The organism is Wolbachia endosymbiont (group B) of Scrobipalpa ocellatella, assembly GCF_964188425.1.
Lineage (GTDB): Bacteria > Pseudomonadota > Alphaproteobacteria > Rickettsiales > Anaplasmataceae > Wolbachia.
On the sequence record NZ_OZ077190.1, the window covers coordinates 1329855 to 1346383 of the forward strand.

18 protein-coding genes, 1 tRNA gene, 2 other RNA genes and 1 pseudogene are annotated in these 16529 nt (G+C 33.3%); 7 read left to right on the top strand and 15 right to left on the bottom strand.

Features of this window, described 5'->3' with window-relative positions; genetic code table 11:
- Positions 1–28: 28 nt before the first annotated feature.
- Positions 29–1096, bottom strand: a complete 1068-nt coding sequence (gene recA, locus AB3210_RS06300) for a recombinase RecA (RefSeq protein ID WP_052265013.1) — start codon at positions 1094–1096, stop codon at positions 29–31.
- Positions 1097–1210: 114 nt separating this feature from the next.
- Here recA and truA point away from each other — a divergent pair, with 114 nt between their 5' ends.
- Positions 1211–1948 carry a tRNA pseudouridine(38-40) synthase TruA gene (gene truA, locus AB3210_RS06305; protein ID WP_019236842.1) on the top strand — a complete coding sequence of 246 codons (738 nt, stop codon included), beginning with the start codon at positions 1211–1213 and terminating at the stop codon, positions 1946–1948.
- 1 nt (position 1949) lies between these two features.
- On the opposite strand, the gene dnaN is transcribed toward truA, so the two are convergent.
- From dnaN to ffs, 7 genes are all read right to left on the bottom strand, one after another.
- The gene (gene dnaN / locus AB3210_RS06310) at positions 1950–3101 is read right to left on the bottom strand and encodes a DNA polymerase III subunit beta (RefSeq protein WP_019236841.1); all 1152 of its coding nucleotides are present in this window, start codon (positions 3099–3101) and stop codon (positions 1950–1952) included.
- Between the two features lie 111 nt (positions 3102–3212).
- A complete protein-coding gene (locus AB3210_RS06315; RefSeq protein WP_019078627.1) occupies positions 3213–3710 on the bottom strand; it encodes an invasion associated locus B family protein in 498 nt (165 codons plus the stop codon).
- A complete protein-coding gene (locus AB3210_RS06320; RefSeq protein WP_012481951.1) occupies positions 3703–4596 on the bottom strand; it encodes an RNA polymerase factor sigma-32 in 894 nt (297 codons plus the stop codon). Before AB3210_RS06320 ends, AB3210_RS06315 begins: the two co-directional genes overlap by 8 nt.
- A gap of 283 nt (positions 4597–4879) precedes the next feature.
- The gene (locus AB3210_RS06325) at positions 4880–5566 is read right to left on the bottom strand and encodes a P44/Msp2 family outer membrane protein (protein ID WP_007302328.1); all 687 of its coding nucleotides are present in this window, start codon (positions 5564–5566) and stop codon (positions 4880–4882) included.
- Between the two features lie 336 nt (positions 5567–5902).
- The gene (locus AB3210_RS06330; RefSeq protein WP_006013488.1) at positions 5903–6217 is read right to left on the bottom strand and encodes a YbaB/EbfC family nucleoid-associated protein; all 315 of its coding nucleotides are present in this window, start codon (positions 6215–6217) and stop codon (positions 5903–5905) included.
- A gap of 21 nt (positions 6218–6238) precedes the next feature.
- Positions 6239–7822, bottom strand: a complete 1584-nt coding sequence (gene dnaX / locus AB3210_RS06335; RefSeq protein WP_007302330.1) for a DNA polymerase III subunit gamma/tau — start codon at positions 7820–7822, stop codon at positions 6239–6241.
- Between the two features lie 16 nt (positions 7823–7838).
- Positions 7839–7937, bottom strand: an RNA gene (ffs, locus tag AB3210_RS06340) — signal recognition particle sRNA small type.
- Positions 7938–8058: 121 nt separating this feature from the next.
- Here ffs and AB3210_RS06810 point away from each other — a divergent pair.
- From AB3210_RS06810 to AB3210_RS06355, 3 genes and pseudogenes are all read left to right on the top strand, one after another.
- Positions 8059–8166, top strand: a pseudogene (locus tag AB3210_RS06810) (WPE palindromic element domain-containing protein); the annotation flags it as partial.
- Positions 8167–8372: 206 nt separating this feature from the next.
- Positions 8373–9026 carry a glutathione S-transferase family protein gene (locus AB3210_RS06350; RefSeq protein ID WP_052265014.1) on the top strand — a complete coding sequence of 218 codons (654 nt, stop codon included), beginning with the start codon at positions 8373–8375 and terminating at the stop codon, positions 9024–9026.
- Between the two features lie 126 nt (positions 9027–9152).
- Positions 9153–10565 carry an IS4-like element ISWosp2 family transposase gene (locus AB3210_RS06355; protein WP_214303148.1) on the top strand — a complete coding sequence of 471 codons (1413 nt, stop codon included), beginning with the start codon at positions 9153–9155 and terminating at the stop codon, positions 10563–10565.
- On the opposite strand, the gene AB3210_RS06360 is transcribed toward AB3210_RS06355, so the two are convergent.
- Complete coding sequence (locus tag AB3210_RS06360; protein ID WP_262986267.1) at positions 10486–11184, bottom strand: O-methyltransferase; 699 nt, start codon at positions 11182–11184, stop codon at positions 10486–10488. The two genes, AB3210_RS06355 and AB3210_RS06360, sit on opposite strands and share 80 nt — an antisense overlap.
- A 251-nt stretch (positions 11185–11435) precedes the next feature.
- On the opposite strand from AB3210_RS06360, the gene AB3210_RS06365 reads away from it, so the two are divergent.
- A complete protein-coding gene (locus tag AB3210_RS06365; RefSeq protein ID WP_007302334.1) occupies positions 11436–11714 on the top strand; it encodes a DUF2671 domain-containing protein in 279 nt (92 codons plus the stop codon).
- Positions 11715–11742: 28 nt separating this feature from the next.
- On the opposite strand, the gene AB3210_RS06370 is transcribed toward AB3210_RS06365, so the two are convergent.
- The 3 genes from AB3210_RS06370 to ssrS all read right to left on the bottom strand — a co-directional run bounded on the left by AB3210_RS06370 (position 11743) and on the right by ssrS (position 13129).
- Positions 11743–12435 (bottom strand): thioredoxin domain-containing protein, encoded by a 693-nt coding sequence (locus AB3210_RS06370; RefSeq protein WP_007302335.1) that lies wholly within the window; start codon positions 12433–12435, stop codon positions 11743–11745.
- 53 nt (positions 12436–12488) lie between these two features.
- Positions 12489–12950 carry a type II toxin-antitoxin system RatA family toxin gene (locus AB3210_RS06375; protein WP_006013504.1) on the bottom strand — a complete coding sequence of 154 codons (462 nt, stop codon included), beginning with the start codon at positions 12948–12950 and terminating at the stop codon, positions 12489–12491.
- 17 nt (positions 12951–12967) lie between these two features.
- Positions 12968–13129: non-coding RNA, 6S RNA (gene ssrS / locus AB3210_RS06380), on the bottom strand.
- 117 nt (positions 13130–13246) lie between these two features.
- On the opposite strand from ssrS, the gene AB3210_RS06385 reads away from it, so the two are divergent.
- Complete coding sequence (locus AB3210_RS06385; protein ID WP_007302336.1) at positions 13247–13831, top strand: phospholipid-binding protein MlaC; 585 nt, start codon at positions 13247–13249, stop codon at positions 13829–13831.
- Positions 13828–15138 (top strand): bifunctional folylpolyglutamate synthase/dihydrofolate synthase, encoded by a 1311-nt coding sequence (locus AB3210_RS06390; RefSeq protein ID WP_367363638.1) that lies wholly within the window; start codon positions 13828–13830, stop codon positions 15136–15138. The genes AB3210_RS06385 and AB3210_RS06390 overlap by 4 nt, the downstream gene beginning before the upstream one ends.
- Positions 15139–15143: 5 nt before the next feature.
- On the opposite strand, the gene AB3210_RS06395 is transcribed toward AB3210_RS06390, so the two are convergent.
- From AB3210_RS06395 to AB3210_RS06405, 3 genes are all read right to left on the bottom strand, one after another.
- The gene (locus AB3210_RS06395) at positions 15144–15530 is read right to left on the bottom strand and encodes a hypothetical protein (protein ID WP_007302338.1); all 387 of its coding nucleotides are present in this window, start codon (positions 15528–15530) and stop codon (positions 15144–15146) included.
- A gap of 351 nt (positions 15531–15881) precedes the next feature.
- The gene (locus AB3210_RS06400) at positions 15882–16355 is read right to left on the bottom strand and encodes a hypothetical protein (RefSeq protein ID WP_007302339.1); all 474 of its coding nucleotides are present in this window, start codon (positions 16353–16355) and stop codon (positions 15882–15884) included.
- A gap of 59 nt (positions 16356–16414) precedes the next feature.
- Positions 16415–16499 (bottom strand) — tRNA-Leu (locus AB3210_RS06405).
- Between the last annotated feature and the right edge of the window lie 30 nt (positions 16500–16529).

A 16529-nucleotide genomic window follows, 5' to 3' on the forward strand; every position in this document is an offset into this window, starting at 1 on the left:
TGAATACTGCCTAATACAAGCATCTAGATTAGAATACTGATTCTTCTAGAAGTTGTTCACGCTCCTCTTCTATTGCAATAGAGTTATCGTGATTTTTAAATAAATCTCTGATTTTTGTTTCTATTTCATTTGCAATTTCTTTATTCGCCTTGAGGTAGCTTTTTACATTTTCTCTTCCTTGCCCAAGACGCGTATTGTTATATGAATAATAAGCGCCTGCCTTTTCAAGGACACCAAGTTTTGCTCCTATATCTATTATTTCCCCAAGTTTTGATATGCCTTCATTATACATTATATCAAATTTTGCCTCTCTAAATGGAGGAGCGACTTTATTTTTTACAACTTTAACTCTCGTTTCATTACCCGTAATATTCTCTTTATCCTTTATCGCACCAACTTTTCTTATATCAAGTCTTATAGAAGTATAGAATTTTAACGCATTTCCACCAGTGGTAGTTTCAGGATTTCCATATACTACTCCTATTTTCATACGAATTTGGTTGATAAATATCAATATACAGTTTGCTTTTGAAACTGCAGAGGTGAGCTTTCGTAGCCCATGACTTAGAAGTCTTGCTTGTAGTCCCATGTGCTGGTCGCCCATATCTCCTTCAATTTCAGCTCTTGGAGTTAGTGCTGCAACAGAGTCAATAACTATTACATCAACTGCACCAGAACATACTAAATACTCAACAATATGCAACGCTTGTTCTCCAGTGTCTGGTTGTGAAATCACTAAATCATCGGTGTTTACTCCAAGTTTACGAGCATATATAACATCCAGTGCGTGCTCCGCATCGATAAATGCACATAAACCTCCTTTTTTCTGTGCTTCAGCAATTACATGCAAAGCAAGGGTAGTTTTACCAGAACTCTCAGGGCCAAATATCTCAATTATACGTCCTTTTGGCAATCCCCCAACACCCAGAGCTGAATCAAGTGCAATCGACCCTGTAGATATCGTGTCTATTTTTTCTACAGGGTTTTGCTTTAGCTTCATTATTGCACCTTTACCGAATGCTTTTTCAATTTGACTTATTGCATTATCTAGTGCTTTTTGCTTATCATTATTTCTTTCTTCTGGATTATGTGCCATGGATCATTTATTAACTTGTATAGTCTCCATGGTAATTGAACGCAACCAATCTGCCAAGGGTTTTTTAATAACGAAGAACGTTAGTTACCTAAAATTAGATAGATAGACTTTGTAGTGCGATACAAAATAACGATAGAATACAATGGTAGTGGTTTCTCTGGCTGGCAAAAGCAACAACACTCTGCTAACTCAATTCAGGAAACCATAGAAAACGCTATATTTAATTTCAGTGGCGAGAGAGTCTCTTTGCATTGTGGTGGCAGAACTGACACAGGGGTTCATGCTTTAGGGCAAGTTGCTCATTTCAATATGGAAAGGCAATTTGAGCTTTACAGAATAAGAAATGGAATAAACTATCACTTAAAAGCGATTCCTATAGTTGTGCTTAGTGCAGAAGCTGTAGATGATGCATTTCATGCACGATTTTCAGCAAAAAAAAGATATTATGAATATAGAATAATTAATCGCTACGCTCCTGCAGCTCTAGAAATCGGTTATGTGTGGCAAGTATTTAACCCACTTGACGTAAACATCATGCGTGAAGCTGCTAGACACCTGCTTGGAAAACATAATCTTTCAAGCTTTCGCTCAAAAGATTGTCAAGCTACAAATCCGGTCAGAACAATCGATGATATTGATATAGTACAAAACGGAAGTCACATATACATCAAAATATCTGCGATTTCCTTTTTACATAACCAGGTGAGGATTATTGTTGGTACTTTAGTTGAATTTGGAAAAAATAGAACTAATCCACAAGAAATGCTAAACATATTAAGTCAATGTAAAAGAAACGCCGCTGGGGTCACTGCGCCGTCTCACGGCTTATACTTAGTAAAGATAGATTACTAGCTTAAGTCCTCATTGGCATTACTATATATAGTGCACTTGGATCATCTTCATCAGTGATAATTGTAGCGCTATTACCATCTGATAGGCTGACCTTACATTTGTTTTTTATACAAGATAAAGCATCAAGCAAATAACGAGAATTAAATCCTACTTCCATAAGAGCTCCATCGTAATCCACCTCTATAGACTCAGTCGCATCACTGCACTCTTGGGAATTTGAATGTAGAGTTAATAAATTCTCTTGCAATGAAAATTTAATTGATTTTATTTTATCGGACACAACAACGGAAACTCGGTCTATAACACTAGCAAGTTTGCTACTCTCAACAATCATTTGTTTATCTTGAGACGTTGGAATAACGGCTTTGTAATCTGGAAAAGTTCCATCTATCAATTTTGATATTAGAATATACTCACCACATGTAAATTTGATTTTTCTATCTGAAAGTTTTATATTTATCTCATTACAATCATCCAATACTTTCAACAGTTCCATGATAGTTTTACGTGGAATGATCACCCCAAATTCTCCGTTGATATCTTCAGGTTTAGGCCTTTTTATACATGATAAACGGTGGCCATCAGTTGCAACGCAGTACAGAAATTGCTCATCTGTATGCAGATATATCCCATTCAAATTATACCTTGTATCATCTAGCGACACAGCAAACTTCGTTTTAGTCAACAAGTCTACCAAATCTGCACTTAGTAGAGTGAAATCGTATTGATGATCACCTTCTTCAAGAACAGGGAAGTTATTTGAAACTACGTTCGGTAAAGAAAAATTTGCATTTCCACAGGATATCAATAATTTTCCTTGATTATTCATTTCGAAATTGACATCCAAATTAGTTGGCAATTTTTTCACTATATCATGTAAAGTATGTGCTGAGATTTTCACTTCTCCTTCTGCTGATACATTTGCAGTAAGTGAGGCAAATATTGAAATGTCAAGATCAGTAGCCTTCAATTTTATGCTACCATATTGTGCTTTGATATTTATACACGCTAAAACATCTATCGCGTTGCGCCTTTCAACCACTCCACTTACCCTGGATAGCGTATTTAAAAGGCTTGCACGACTTACACTAAAACGCATTTGTTCACACACAGAACTTTGTTCTTTGATTCCTATATCTACAATTTTTGACATATTAATTCTCAAAAATATATTTTAAATGATATTCATATTCTATGTAAAGTGATATCCATATTTTTGTCTGAGAGACAAAACAGCCTATCTTATACTTTAGTGATCAATAATTTACTTTGTATGGCATAAGTCATGCATTTTTTGGTACGCTTTTTGAAAGCCAAGCAAGGAATAAGTATCATCAACATTTGCTGTTTTTACTTTTCCATTAACTACCATTGATAATCCCTGCTTCATTTTTAGAATCAAATCTTGGTCCATTTTTGTATCATCTGTCCACGCAAGACTTCCCTGTATTATTGGCAATTGATATTTAATTTTTTTATCGATATTGAGAACTACAGGCTCATTATTATACTGAAAGCCAGAAGTGACGCTCACCTCATCTGCTTTTTTATCAACGTAACTGACCATTACATACGGCTTGCGATCGGCTGTATAATGTTCACTTTTTTTCTTAGGATGAGATACAATATAACACACTTTTTCACCATCTTCCAATGCAGTATACACAAACCAGTCTTTATATTTTTCGCTCAGTTGTACATTACTAACCGATGCAAGAGTGTCTATTGAAAGAAATATTAGAAATACGAAAAGACTACGCATGTAAACCGAATTTCAAACTCTCTGATTTTATATGTTGTTTTACCTTACTCATCGCTTGCTCAGCCAGCTGTCTTATTCTTTCTCTTGAAACACAATATTTTTTGCTAAGCTCATCCAAAGTCTGAGTATTCTCAGATAAATATCTGCTAATGAAAATGTCTCTTGATCTTTCATTAAGACTTGCCAGCGCATTGCTTAAAATTGTTTCTTTTAATGCCTTTTCTTCATGATTCTGGTAAGCTACTTCTTGACTAACTAAATTACACGGAATCATATCTTGTAACTCCTTTTTAGAGTCATCACCTATTTTTATACAATTATTTAACGACTGATCCTTACAAGCCAGACGATAGCTCATCTGTACAACATCTTCTTCAGATACAGAAAGCTCATTTGATATTGCTTTTATTTCTTCTTTACTCAAAGTTTCTCTGTTTGTGTATTGTAAAATTCTTTTTTTTATTTTACGTAAACTAAAAAACAATCTCCTTTGTGCTTGCGTTGTACCTATTTTTACAAGTGACCAAGATTTTAATATAAAGTCTTTCATTGAAGCTTCAATCCACCATACTGCATAAGTTGAAAAACGAAATCCCAAGTCAGGATTGAACTTTTTCACTGCATGCATTAAACCCATATTTCCTTCCATGACCAGGTCCATCAACAATAGACCGTAATTCTTAAATTTCATTGCAATTTTTACTACCAAATTCAAATGGCTAGTAATCAACCTGTGAGCAGAAGAAATATCCTGGTATTCTTGCCAATTTTTTGCTAATCGCACTTCCTCTTCTTGGGAAAGCATAGGAAATTTTCGCACTTCAGCAATATATTGCATGAGATTAGTGCTACTATTAACACATAAATTTGCTACTGGGGTCAACATAATAACTTAAATTAAAACTCTATACATATAATATATTGATTTTCAGTGAAAAATTCAAGCTTTAATTAAAAAAGCATAACTTTATATCTAGTTGAGATCTTAACAACAGCTACCTAAATGTAGAATTAAAATTGCCAGCGTGTAACGATAAAAACTACATTAAATAAATAATGTGTTATTCCAGTGCTCAAACACTGGAATTCACATTTCTTTTTTCTAGATCCCAGTGTCATGCTACTTGAATGACAAGAAAAACCCACTGGGATAATAAGACAAAGATAGACTAGAAATTAAACGCTACTCCAGCTTCTGCACCAACAGCGCTGTAAAGGACATTGATCTCTTTAGTAGCTGATACTGCTTCTTTATTAAAACTAGCACCATAAGAACCAAAATAACGAGCACCAGCAAAGAGTTTGATTTCTGGGGTTACATCATAACTAACACCAGCTTTTGCTTGATAAGCAAAACCAAATCCTTTTTGATCTTTAACTGCACTAGCTTCTGAAGGATTGCTGATATATGCTGCACCAACACCAACACCAACGTATGGAGTGATAGGCATATCTTCAATCGCTATATCGTAATAAACGTTAACCAATCCTGAAAATGCTGCCACACTGTTTGCAACAGTTGTTGGAGTAAATGTTGCACCACTAACGTCGTTTTTGTTTAGTTGTGAGTAAAGTCCCTCAACATCAACCCTGATATCGTCCATTTTATAACCAAATGCAGCACCACCAGCCATAAAAGATGCTTTTAAAGGATCATGAACTTCGGTTCCTTTTTTATATTCAATGCCGTCAATTCTTGTTTTAAAAGGTAAAACTTCACCATTATATTGCAAACGAACATAGTAGCTAGTTTCTTCATCACTTATTGGACCAATAGGGTCTGATGAAAAAGCAGAGTTTGATAGGCTTAGCAACGTCACTAAAGCAGCTGCCGAAAAAAACTTTTTATAATGCATAATTGCCCTCGTTAAAAAAATTAAAATTCCACTTTAGCAGTCTAAATAATAACTAAAGTTAAGTCAAGTGCTAACTTAATAACATAAAACCTTCTGTATCTTAACTAACTTTTAGGAAAATACAAAGATTTTATTAATTAATAAATAGAGTTACTCTACTTTTTTTACTCTTGATCTTCTGACACCTATTTCACTAATGTCTTTTTATCTTCTGATCTGCATTCATCATTGTGAATTGCTGCATATTCATGCAGTAATATGAATGTACTTCATGGAAGTACTAGTATAAAAGGAAAACACTTAGTTACTGCATTAAGTCAAACTTCAGTAGTAAATTTAAAAAGGAAGTTTAAATCCAGGTGGTAACCCCATCATACCTGCAAGATCAGAGGTTGCATTTGCCATATCTTCTTCTGCTTTTTTAATGGCATCATTAAACGCTGCTGTCACTAAATCTTCTACTATGTCTTTTTCTTCATTTCTCATAAGCTCTAAGTCTATGTTTACCTTTTTAGCTTTATAGCCACCTATTTTTATAACTTCCACTAATACAGAAACTTTGCCACCACCAGAAATACCTTGAAACTCTTTTCCAATATATTTTTCTTGGGCTTCCGCAAGCTTTTTTTGCATTTCTTGCGCTTGCTTCATTATTTGACTGAAATCCACAACCTACTCCTTATTTTCTATATTAACTACCTTTGCACCTTTAAACGTATTTAATATATCCTTAACTACAGGTGCATAATTTAAATTACTCACTTCCCTATTCATATAACTCGTATCAACTATAATAACCCACTCCTGATTAGTAGCTTGATTTAAGTAACTTTTCAAGTCATTACAAAAATTACTGTTCAAGTTAGATACAGCTTTTAATTTTAAATACCCAAATTTACAATCTATTAATTTTAGATTACTACACAGTTGTTTGTAAAGATAAATTTGGTTACTCCGCCTTAATAGTTGCAAAATCTTATCAAAATCGTAATTTTGTTGTTTATTTTTCACATGGATCCCAGTGTCACGCACTGGGATGACAGAGTGGGGTTTTTCCACATATTTTTTTGGATCCGAGTAGTCAGTTACTTGGATGACAGAGGGGGAAGGTGCAACAGGTCTGCCCTGTCTATTTCCTTGCTCTACATTCTGTGAAAGAATTTTTTTGATCACCTGTTCCGGAGAAGGCAAATCAGAAAGATAACAAAGGCTAATTAACATCATTTCAGCAGCAACCTCATTGCATGTTGAAATTTTTATATCTTGAATACCCTTAAGCAGCACCTTCCACAATCTCGAAAAAAATATTAAAGACTTTTTTGCACTCAAATCTTTTACTCTGCTCTTCTCATATTCTGTATCAATCTCTTTTGTAATTAAAAAACGGCATATTAACTGGATTGTTTGCAGCAGATCTTCAAAAATATTGAGCGGATTTGCTGTTTTTACCACATTGTCGAATACTAACAAAGCCTTCTGTAAATCACTATCTAATACTGCTTCCAGTAGATCAAATATAACGTTTCTATCTACTAGACCAAGTATGTCTGTAACACTTTGAGTGGATATTGTACCATCTTTGCTATATAGCAATGCTTGATTCATCAAAAATAAAGCGTTACGCATTGAATTGCTACAGTGGTGAGCAATTAATTCCGATGCTTCTTTTTCAATAAAATAATTTTCTTTTTGTGCAATATCATTTAAACGCTCCATTATCTTAGCTGAAGGAATGTTATGTAAGTCAAACCTTTGACAACGTGCAATAACAGTTATTGGTATCTTTTTTATTTCTGTAGTTGCTAGAATAAACTTTACGCTAGATGGTGGTTCTTCTAGAGTTTTAAGTAATGCATTAAATGCATTACTGGATAACATGTGTACTTCATCTATAATGTAAACTTTAAATTTAGAACTTATTGGTAAATAGCAAATATCTCCCAAGATCGCTCTAACATCCTCAACACTAGTGTGACTTGCCGCATCGATTTCAACTACATCTGGATGGCTTGAATTTTTTATTGCCAGACAACTTGTACATGATCCACAAGGTTCAAAAGTTGGCCCCAATGAGCAGTTCAAACATAAAGCTATTATTCTTGCAGTGGTGGTTTTACCAATTCCACTGCTACCAGAAAGCAGTATAGATTGTGGAATTTTGTTGAGAGTAAAAGCATTTTCTAGTATACGCACCAATATATCTTGACCTACTAAATCTTTAAAGCTACTAGGACGATATTTTAATGCTATGTTCATAGCCTAGAATAAAACAAATAGTACAAATAGGTATGCAACCCAAAAAGATTCTGATATGGTTGCTTCATTTCTGACCTGACCAAGTTACAGAATTTTTGCCTGCATACCTTATCAAAGGTTATACTTTTTTTTTTTTTTAGCAAGGTATATTCTATATTAGTCTTATAATTTATATGTTAGACCTTTTGCAACATTACTTTGGAGTAAACAGCCGTTACCTAAAATACTCTTCTTCTGTCATCCCAGTGTCCAGACACTGGGATCCAGAAAACTTAATTTTAAATGAATACATTAGGCTGTTGTATAATAAGAACTGGATTCCAGTGTCAATCACTGAAATGACACCCTTCCGGTGGGGATTGCTCTCAAACTACAATGTTCGTACAGTTGTACTGGGATTCAAGTATAAAAATATTTGGAAATTATACAATGGACAATGGATTCTAGGAATATATGTTAAAAGTAATGTCCATAATGAAATAAGCTGGATTCCAATGTCACGTACTGGAATGACAACATATAGGTATTGGAATAACAAAAGAGGAATATTATGATTTTATATCATTTTCCTCTTTGTCCATTTTCACGAAAAGTTAGAGCTCTTCTCAAGGAAAAAAAGCTGAGTTGTGATTTGGTATATGAAAATCCATGGGAAAAGCGGAATGAATTCATGGAGATCAATCCAATCGGACAAGTACCAGTATTAATAGATAATAACTTTGTAATAGCGGATAGTAATGCCATTTGTGAATATATAGAAGAGATTTACAATAGTAACGTCAAATTACTTGGTTCATCAACTATTATTAAGTCTAAAATACGCGCTTTAATCAATTGGTTCGATAGCAAATTTTACAATGAAGTTACTAAGTATATTATGAATGAAAAAGTAATTACTAACCGCAGCCCTGACTCTAGATTTCTTCATGCAGCTCAGCATAACCTGCCTTACCATATGGAATACATCGAACACTTAATTAACAAGAACGTTTGGCTTGCAACCGATAAGTTCACTTTAGCCGATATTACTTTAGCATCACATATTTCTATAATAGACTACGTAAATAGTTTTCCCTGGGAAAAAAGTAAGATTTTAAAAGAATGGTACTCCATTGTTAAATCAAGGCCTTGTTTTCGCGAAATATTATTAGAGAGAGTTTTTGGCTTAACTCCCCCTAGACATTACGCTAACCTTGATTTTTAACTTGCGTTAGTTTTAAAGCTACAGTCATTCCTTCGTCAGTAGGAATCTTACTATTACCCACAAATATAAATGGACATAAAAATAAAGTATTACAACATTAAAGTTTGCAAACATTGAGGGTAAAAAATGGCAAACAGGAATAATGAATGGGCTGAAAATGAATTTGGAGATGCTGTACTTGGAGATAAAAGGTTAACTGACCGATTAGTAAATATTGCTGATAGTTTTACAAGTTTACCTGAAAGCTCAATCAATCAGGCGTGTGGAAGTTGGTCAGAAGCAAAAGCAGCATATCGTTTTTTTCAAAATGAGAACGTGAAAGAAGGCGATATTCTAGCTTCACACGTTGCTAAAACAGTTGAAAGAACAAAAGCCCATAAAAAAATTTTTGTGATCCAAGATACAAGTTATATTTCATACACAGACCATGAAAAAACAAGTGGATTGGGAGTTATTACAAGAAAACATAGTCAAGGTATTATAATGCATACAGCTCTAGCTGTTAGTATAGAAGGTTTGGTACTAGGGATACTAGATCAAAAAATTTATTCAAGACCTGAAGAATCTGAAAACATAAAAAAAAAGAACAATGACAGTATCCGCATTGAAGATAAAGAGAGTATAAAATGGTTAGAAACTTTAAGCAACACAAACAACATTATTGATTCAACTCAAACTGAGACTATAACCATATGCGATAGAGAAGCAGATATATATGAGTTTTTTGAGCTTGCATATAATCTTAATTCGGCAGTGTTAGTTAGAGCTTCCAAAGATAGGGCAGTAAATAGAAAATCTCGATATCCTGAAAAAGGTGAGCAGAAGTTATGGGAATTTATTAAATCCTCTCATTGTGCAGGTACGGTAAAAGTTGAAGTTCCTGCAAAAGATAATAAGCCAAAAAGAACAGCACATTTGGAAGTTAGATTCGGAAAGTTTATTATGCATCCATCTAAGAATAGTATTAGGCATAAGACAGAAGAATTACTTAAATTACCACACTATGCAGTTTACGTTGTTGAAAAAGACTTTCCTTCTGAAACAAATCCGCTAGAGTGGATGCTTTTAACAAATCTTCCAGTCAATACCTTTGATGAAGCTGTTGAAAAAGTTAGGTGGTATTGTCTTAGATGGAAAATAGAAATATTACATAAAATTTTAAAATCTGGTCTCAAAGTTGAAGAATGTAGGCTTGGAACAGCAGAAAGGTTGATGCGATATTTAACAGTAATGAGTATTATTGCTTGGAGAATTTTCTTTATTACAACAATTGCAAGAACTGATCCAACATTACCGTGTACTACCTTATTAGCCGAAGAAGAATGGAAAGTTCTATATGTAAAAATACATAGAAAACCATGTTCAAATGCAACTCCTACTATAAAAGAAGCTGTTTCATGGATTGCTCAACTTGGAGGACATTTGGCTAGAAAAAATGATCTAGAACCAGGCCCCATTACTATTTGGAAAGGATGGAGACGTCTCTTTGATCTAGCAGAAGGATGGCGACTTGCTCACGAACTTTATATTTGTGGGTAATAGTAAGAGTAGGAATCAATATGGAGAAATATTTTTTTTCATCTGACAATCTATCGTTAAACTCTCTCATAGCATGCCATGACTTTTCTGATACTTCTTTTGGAGGAGATTCTAAAAATACTGTATCAAATAATAGAGTGTTATCTGCAACGATTAGCCCATCTTGTTTAATGTATGACTCTGCCCAATCTAAATACTTAGGATAACTACTTTTGTCAGCATCGATGAATATCATGTCAAATGGTGCCTTTGCTGATAATTCATTAATTTTTTCCAGTGCATCACCTTCTATTAGAGTAATTTTATCACTTAGATTAAAAGCACTAAAATTTTTTTTTGCTATTCTTGAGTGTTGAGGATTATTTTCTATTGTATATATATGACCATCTTTCGGTAAAGCTTTTACCATACAAATTGACGAATAACCATATAAAGTGCCAATTTCAACTATGCTTTTAACTTTATGGATTTTGATAAATAAATTTAATAATTTTCCTTCTTCAGGAGTGATTTGAATACGTTGTTTCTTATCAAGAGTACAATGTTCTTCTATTTTTTTATACTCTTTTGCAAATAAGCTTCTTATGTACAACGATTTTCTGCTAAAGTTATGACGCATTAAGTTTTATAATATAAACTAAGGAGGTTTAATCTATATAAGATTTATAGATATAACAATAGAGTTAAGAATAATAAAAATTTTTATTTTAAGTTGTTATTTTATAAAGTAAAATTTTAAGTGACAAAGATTATTATATATTTTACTATGGTTAACTAGTATAATAACCAATTGTTATACTAGAATTAAGGGATCGTTTATTTTACATCTCTCTTAAAATGTAATTTTTATAATCAATTAGAGGGGGTTATATGTCTTATAACATTGCTAACGAAGTTGAAACGTTAAGCAAGAAATCTAATAATAATGAAGGAGTGAAATTACTGCACAATCCAGCTTATCGCGAGAAGTACAAAGAACGCTTTAACGAAGCTCAGAAAAAAGTTATGGATATGGTCCAATTTTATGATGGAACGATAGTATTAATAGAGAATAAAATTGCTATGTATTATTATGCTTGGCACAGTAAAAAAAGAGAGTTTGAGCGTAAAAAGCAACAAACAGTATCAAAAAATAATGATTCAGCATAGGGTTTTTATATGGTAAGCTACAGTGTTATTACTTCACTATAGCTTTTCCATATAACTCATCTATTACATTAGTGAAGTATTCCAGCTCTCTATACCCTTCATGTTTGATTTTACCATTCTCTACATATGATTTGTCATCGTTAATCTTGATGATGAATACAGGAGTAGCTGTGATATCAAGTTTATTAATTGCAAGTGATTTATCATTTATAATTTTGTCCATCATCTTTTTATCATTAATGCATTGGTTAAATACATCTTGCTTCAAATTGCTTAGTGCAGCAATTTTTTGTAGTATAGTTAAATCACTAAAATTAGAGTAGTTCCACGAGTCTATTGCATTAAACACAGCTTTGTTAAAATTAAAATAGTCTTCTTCTTTTTCATAGCAATAACTTAGCATTGCAGCTTTTAATCCTCTGTAATCTAGAGGAAAATGACGGAATATGTATAACATCTTACCTGTATCTATGTACTTTTCTTTGATTTTAGGAAAAACTTTCTTATGAAAAAGAGAACAGTGATAACAAGTGAGCGAAGCATATTCTATCATTAAAATTGGTGCTTTTGGATCACCTAATAATTTATCATCAGGCAGTAGTGACAGTAGTTCTTTTGATGTTATTTCATCAGTTTTTTGAGTGTTGGGTAAGTTTTGTTCAATAGCTGCATAAGAACTAACACTTATAAAAATAAGTAAGAACAATAATCTAAAAATCATTACAATGGAAATACTTAACTTATTAAAGAATTTATGCATTTATATAAATGATGTCAAGATAACTTTTTCTCGGCAACACTTTCTACTCTGTCTTTAAATGCAGCAATTATTTTACTTTGTGTGTATTTATAAACTGAGTTTAATAAGGCGGAAAACAAATTGGATTTAAATTCAAACTTTATATAGAACTCTACCATAGTTTTACTTTCATCTATAGGAGTGAATTTCCATTCGTTGTATAAATGTTTAAATATTCCATTTGACGACACAGCTTTTATCCAACTTTTATTTGCTCCATTTGGAGAAAGAAAGGTCACTTCTGATGTGTAACTTCCTTTAATGCCATGAAAAGCTGCAAGGAGGTCCACAATCATTTGGCTATCAGTTTTTTCTTTTATATAAACAGCTTTGCACCAAGGAACAAAATCAGGATACTTCTCAACGTCAATTACAACTTGAAATATCTCATGAGATGAACAGAAAAAAACACCTTGTTCTTTATATTGGTGTAACATAAACCTAAATAATGGAAAAGGGATCCATATCTACCGTCAGTCTTAGTAGATTCCTGAGACCTAAAGTTAAGGTGGGCATCACGTACTAATTTCAATGAAATTAACAGAGGCAATTCCCTTGATCAGAAATTATCGCTCGGGAAATTTAACTTAACTCATAACGCATAGCACAGACCCCTAAATTAATTATAGATTATTTATATAGAGTATGTCTATAGATATATTAAAACTAGCGATCATTATTTTGCCTTTGTTAAATTTTGCATTTTAAGTATCATAGCTAATAAATATATCTTATGAATCTTATTAAGTTCTTAACCATTTTTATTGTAATCTCCTCAAGTGCTTACGCGAATTGTATAGGGCACAAAACTTTTGTGCTTGCCATGAAGCAGCAAGTAGACAACACGTCTATGAAAGGGAATAGAAAAAATCTAGAACATGTACAAGAAGAACTTCTGAAAATTATTCAGAATAATGTTGACCTCAAAGGAATATCTCGATTTGTCATAGGGAAATATTGGAATTTATCTACTCAGAAAGAAAAAGAAGAGTTTCTAAAAGAATATGAAGTATATCTCGCGCGCTTGTGCGCTAAAATTTTGTATAAATACATAAATAATAGTGAAATGATCATAATGAGTACAAAAGCAGTTGACGATGAAACTTGTCTGATAGGAACAAGATTTTCTTATGGTGATGAGGAATTTACAAACATTGACTTTAAAGTGACTAAAAATGACAATTCTTTCTTAATAAACGATGTTGTAATGAGTGGGATAAGTATTGCTATTAATCAACGTTCTCAATTTAGTGAAAAAATCGACACGCACGGCATGGCAAGTGTAATAGATGAATTAAAACGTAACAATAATTTATGATATACATGCCTCATTGGCCTAAGCCGATTGGCAGTAGGCCAAAGGATTTTTCTCTTGATCGCATAAAAAGTTTTCTAAATAAACTGGGTAATCCCGAGAAAAAAATACCGCCAATAATTCACATAGCTGGCACTAATGGCAAAGGATCAACACTATCCTTTATAAGATATATAATGCAAGCAGCAGGGTATAAAGTTCATACGTACACTTCTCCACATTTAGTGAATTTTAATGAGAGAATAGTTGTTGCAGGCAATGATATCGATGATAGTGAATTACATAACTCACTGGAAGAATGCCGTATAGCAGTCGCAGAACAACCCATCACTCTATTTGAAGCCGCAACGACTGCAGCCTTCTTAGCTTTTTCTCGTCATAAAGCTGATATTACTTTAGTTGAAGTGGGTCTGGGTGGAAGGCTTGATGCAACAAATGTTATAGATAATCCGATTCTAACGATCATCACTTCCATTGCACTTGACCATACAGAATATCTTGGTCCTACCGTAGAAACCATAGCAGGTGAAAAGGCTGGAATAATGAAACCTAATGTTCCTTGCGTAATAGCACCACAAGAAAAATCTATAATGAACACGCTAGAACAACACGCAATAAACAAAAAATCTCCCTTATATAGAGGAGGATTTGAGTGGAATTGCGAAAAACAGAATAACAGGATGGTCTTTCAATCGACTATTCAATCAATAGAATTTTCTTTGCCATCTTTAAAAGGAGATCATCAAATAATCAATTCAGGAAACGCAATTGCAGCATGTAGCATTTTGAGTGGGAAGTATGGATTTAATATTGGAGAAGAGGACATTGCTTCAGGTTTACAGAGCACTTATTGGCCTGCGCGGCTAGAGTCTATAAAAGAAGGTAATTTAATTTTTTTATTACCAAAAGATTGGCAATTATTTCTAGATGGCGCGCACAACAATGATGGTGCCAGAGTGTTAGCTAAGTGGGTAAGAGACAATTTTGCTGAAGGTATCTATATGATCTTTGGTGTTACTCGTAACAGAAACGTCGCAGAGTTCTTAGAGCACTTAAAGCCATACATCAAACTACTATGCGCCGTTTGTGTTAAATCTGAACCTAAAGCAACAAGTACAGATTTAATTAGAGAAGGAGCTCATAATATAGGAATCAATGCTATCGAATGTGAATCAATCAGAGATGCTATATCAAATCACATACTAAAAGCTTCTATACAAAACGTCAAAACCATACTAATCTGTGGCTCGCTATTTTTAGCCAGAGATTTTAGTATGGAGAATAGCTATCAATTAATCCAAGAACAATAAATGCACTACACAACTTGCTCTCTTCCATGAGCGTGAACACTATCGGGATTTACAATGCTGCTTGGCTTTTCGGTTAATGCTCCTATAGGTACATTTTGTTCATCACCTCTTCCTTCAGTTTTTACAAGATTTACAACTTTTCTCTCGTAGATCTCACTTGCTAATTGTAATAATAAAGTACAACCTAGTACTATAGCAAATCCAATGAGTACTTTACTGTCTACGCAACTAGATTGGTACTGCAACACCAAACCTGCTATTAATAAAATAGGAGGAAGATAATTTGAAATTTGGGAAGTAAGAATTAGATATTTAAATGCTTTACTTTTGAACATTTCATCTATATAAATAGTACCTTCAAAAATAAACGTTAGTGCGGTTGTGTGTCCCACGCTGGCTCTCTAAAATTACTTTAGCTACAAATATTAAGAAATTTACTAAGTAAAAAAAGACAAAAGAACCCCCGTATAGCGAGTTTTAATAATTTAAATTGATAATGTACTAACAAGCGCGATTTGGCTGAATGTAGAAAAAATAAAAAAGACATGCAGCCGCTATAATTTTTATGTAATTTGCCAATAAATATTTGAGTTTTTTACTGAATTTTGCTGTTAAATCCGCGGAGATTAAAAACAAGGGTAAATACTCTTGCTATCATAGTAAGGGAGATGGCGTAATTTGTCAAGTTAAATAAGCTAAGTTATTAACATGTAATAATTAGGCAGCTATTGCAGATTGAATGTTCAAATGATCACTAACTTTGAGGTTTTGGTTTCATCTATTTGCGGCTGACTAATCATAGTTCGAATGAAATTGGTTGCCATAAAGGTACAACCTAGAATAAAAAAAGCAACGGAAATAAAGGGGATAATAGGAAATTCAAGAGGTAATATAGATGTAATTCCTCCTATTAAAAATGAAACGTTAGATGCAATGTCGAGGCAGATCTTCATTAATTTCTCTTGCCGAGAGGTATCGAGTTGCTTATTAAGGCCACACTGCCTAAAATGATCAGTTAATGACCATATATTTAAAGCAAGCGAAAGTGCACTTAGTATAGTGCTGACAATAGTAAAATACAAGCTTAAGGAAGAAATATTTAGGGCTAATGCTGCTATGTACCCACTCAAAGAAGCAATAGATAGTGCAGTAACCAAGCGTTTTGAATAAGTTCTTATTTTCTTTCTGTAAACAAGCTTTTTTTCTTCATAACTCATAAACTTAGTAGTAAATACATTATATCATAGCATTAATTGACTCAAAAATCAATACAGAGTGCCCGGGAGAAGACTTGAACTTCCACAACTTGAAAAGTTACTAGCACCTGAAGCTAGCGCGTCTACCAATTCCGCCACCCGGGCTTTTTGTGATTTACTATGTTAAAATTAAAT

Coding starts and splice junctions, on each gene's coding strand:
- AB3210_RS06355 (WP_214303148.1), top strand. CDS start 9,153: ATGGCAAACAGGAATAATGAATGGGCTGAAAATGAATTTGGAGATGCT.
- recA (WP_052265013.1), bottom strand. CDS start 1,096: ATGGCACATAATCCAGAAGAAAGAAATAATGATAAGCAAAAAGCACTA.
- AB3210_RS06350 (WP_052265014.1), top strand. CDS start 8,373: ATGATTTTATATCATTTTCCTCTTTGTCCATTTTCACGAAAAGTTAGA.
- AB3210_RS06360 (WP_262986267.1), bottom strand. CDS start 11,184: ATGCGTCATAACTTTAGCAGAAAATCGTTGTACATAAGAAGCTTATTT.
- dnaX (WP_007302330.1), bottom strand. CDS start 7,822: ATGAACATAGCATTAAAATATCGTCCTAGTAGCTTTAAAGATTTAGTA.
- AB3210_RS06325 (WP_007302328.1), bottom strand. CDS start 5,566: ATGCATTATAAAAAGTTTTTTTCGGCAGCTGCTTTAGTGACGTTGCTA.
- AB3210_RS06400 (WP_007302339.1), bottom strand. CDS start 16,355: ATGAGTTATGAAGAAAAAAAGCTTGTTTACAGAAAGAAAATAAGAACT.
- AB3210_RS06385 (WP_007302336.1), top strand. CDS start 13,247: ATGAATCTTATTAAGTTCTTAACCATTTTTATTGTAATCTCCTCAAGT.
- AB3210_RS06390 (WP_367363638.1), top strand. CDS start 13,828: ATGATATACATGCCTCATTGGCCTAAGCCGATTGGCAGTAGGCCAAAG.
- AB3210_RS06365 (WP_007302334.1), top strand. CDS start 11,436: ATGTCTTATAACATTGCTAACGAAGTTGAAACGTTAAGCAAGAAATCT.
- AB3210_RS06375 (WP_006013504.1), bottom strand. CDS start 12,950: ATGTTACACCAATATAAAGAACAAGGTGTTTTTTTCTGTTCATCTCAT.
- dnaN (WP_019236841.1), bottom strand. CDS start 3,101: ATGTCAAAAATTGTAGATATAGGAATCAAAGAACAAAGTTCTGTGTGT.
- AB3210_RS06315 (WP_019078627.1), bottom strand. CDS start 3,710: ATGCGTAGTCTTTTCGTATTTCTAATATTTCTTTCAATAGACACTCTT.
- AB3210_RS06370 (WP_007302335.1), bottom strand. CDS start 12,435: ATGATTTTTAGATTATTGTTCTTACTTATTTTTATAAGTGTTAGTTCT.
- AB3210_RS06320 (WP_012481951.1), bottom strand. CDS start 4,596: ATGTTGACCCCAGTAGCAAATTTATGTGTTAATAGTAGCACTAATCTC.
- AB3210_RS06330 (WP_006013488.1), bottom strand. CDS start 6,217: ATGAAGCAAGCGCAAGAAATGCAAAAAAAGCTTGCGGAAGCCCAAGAA.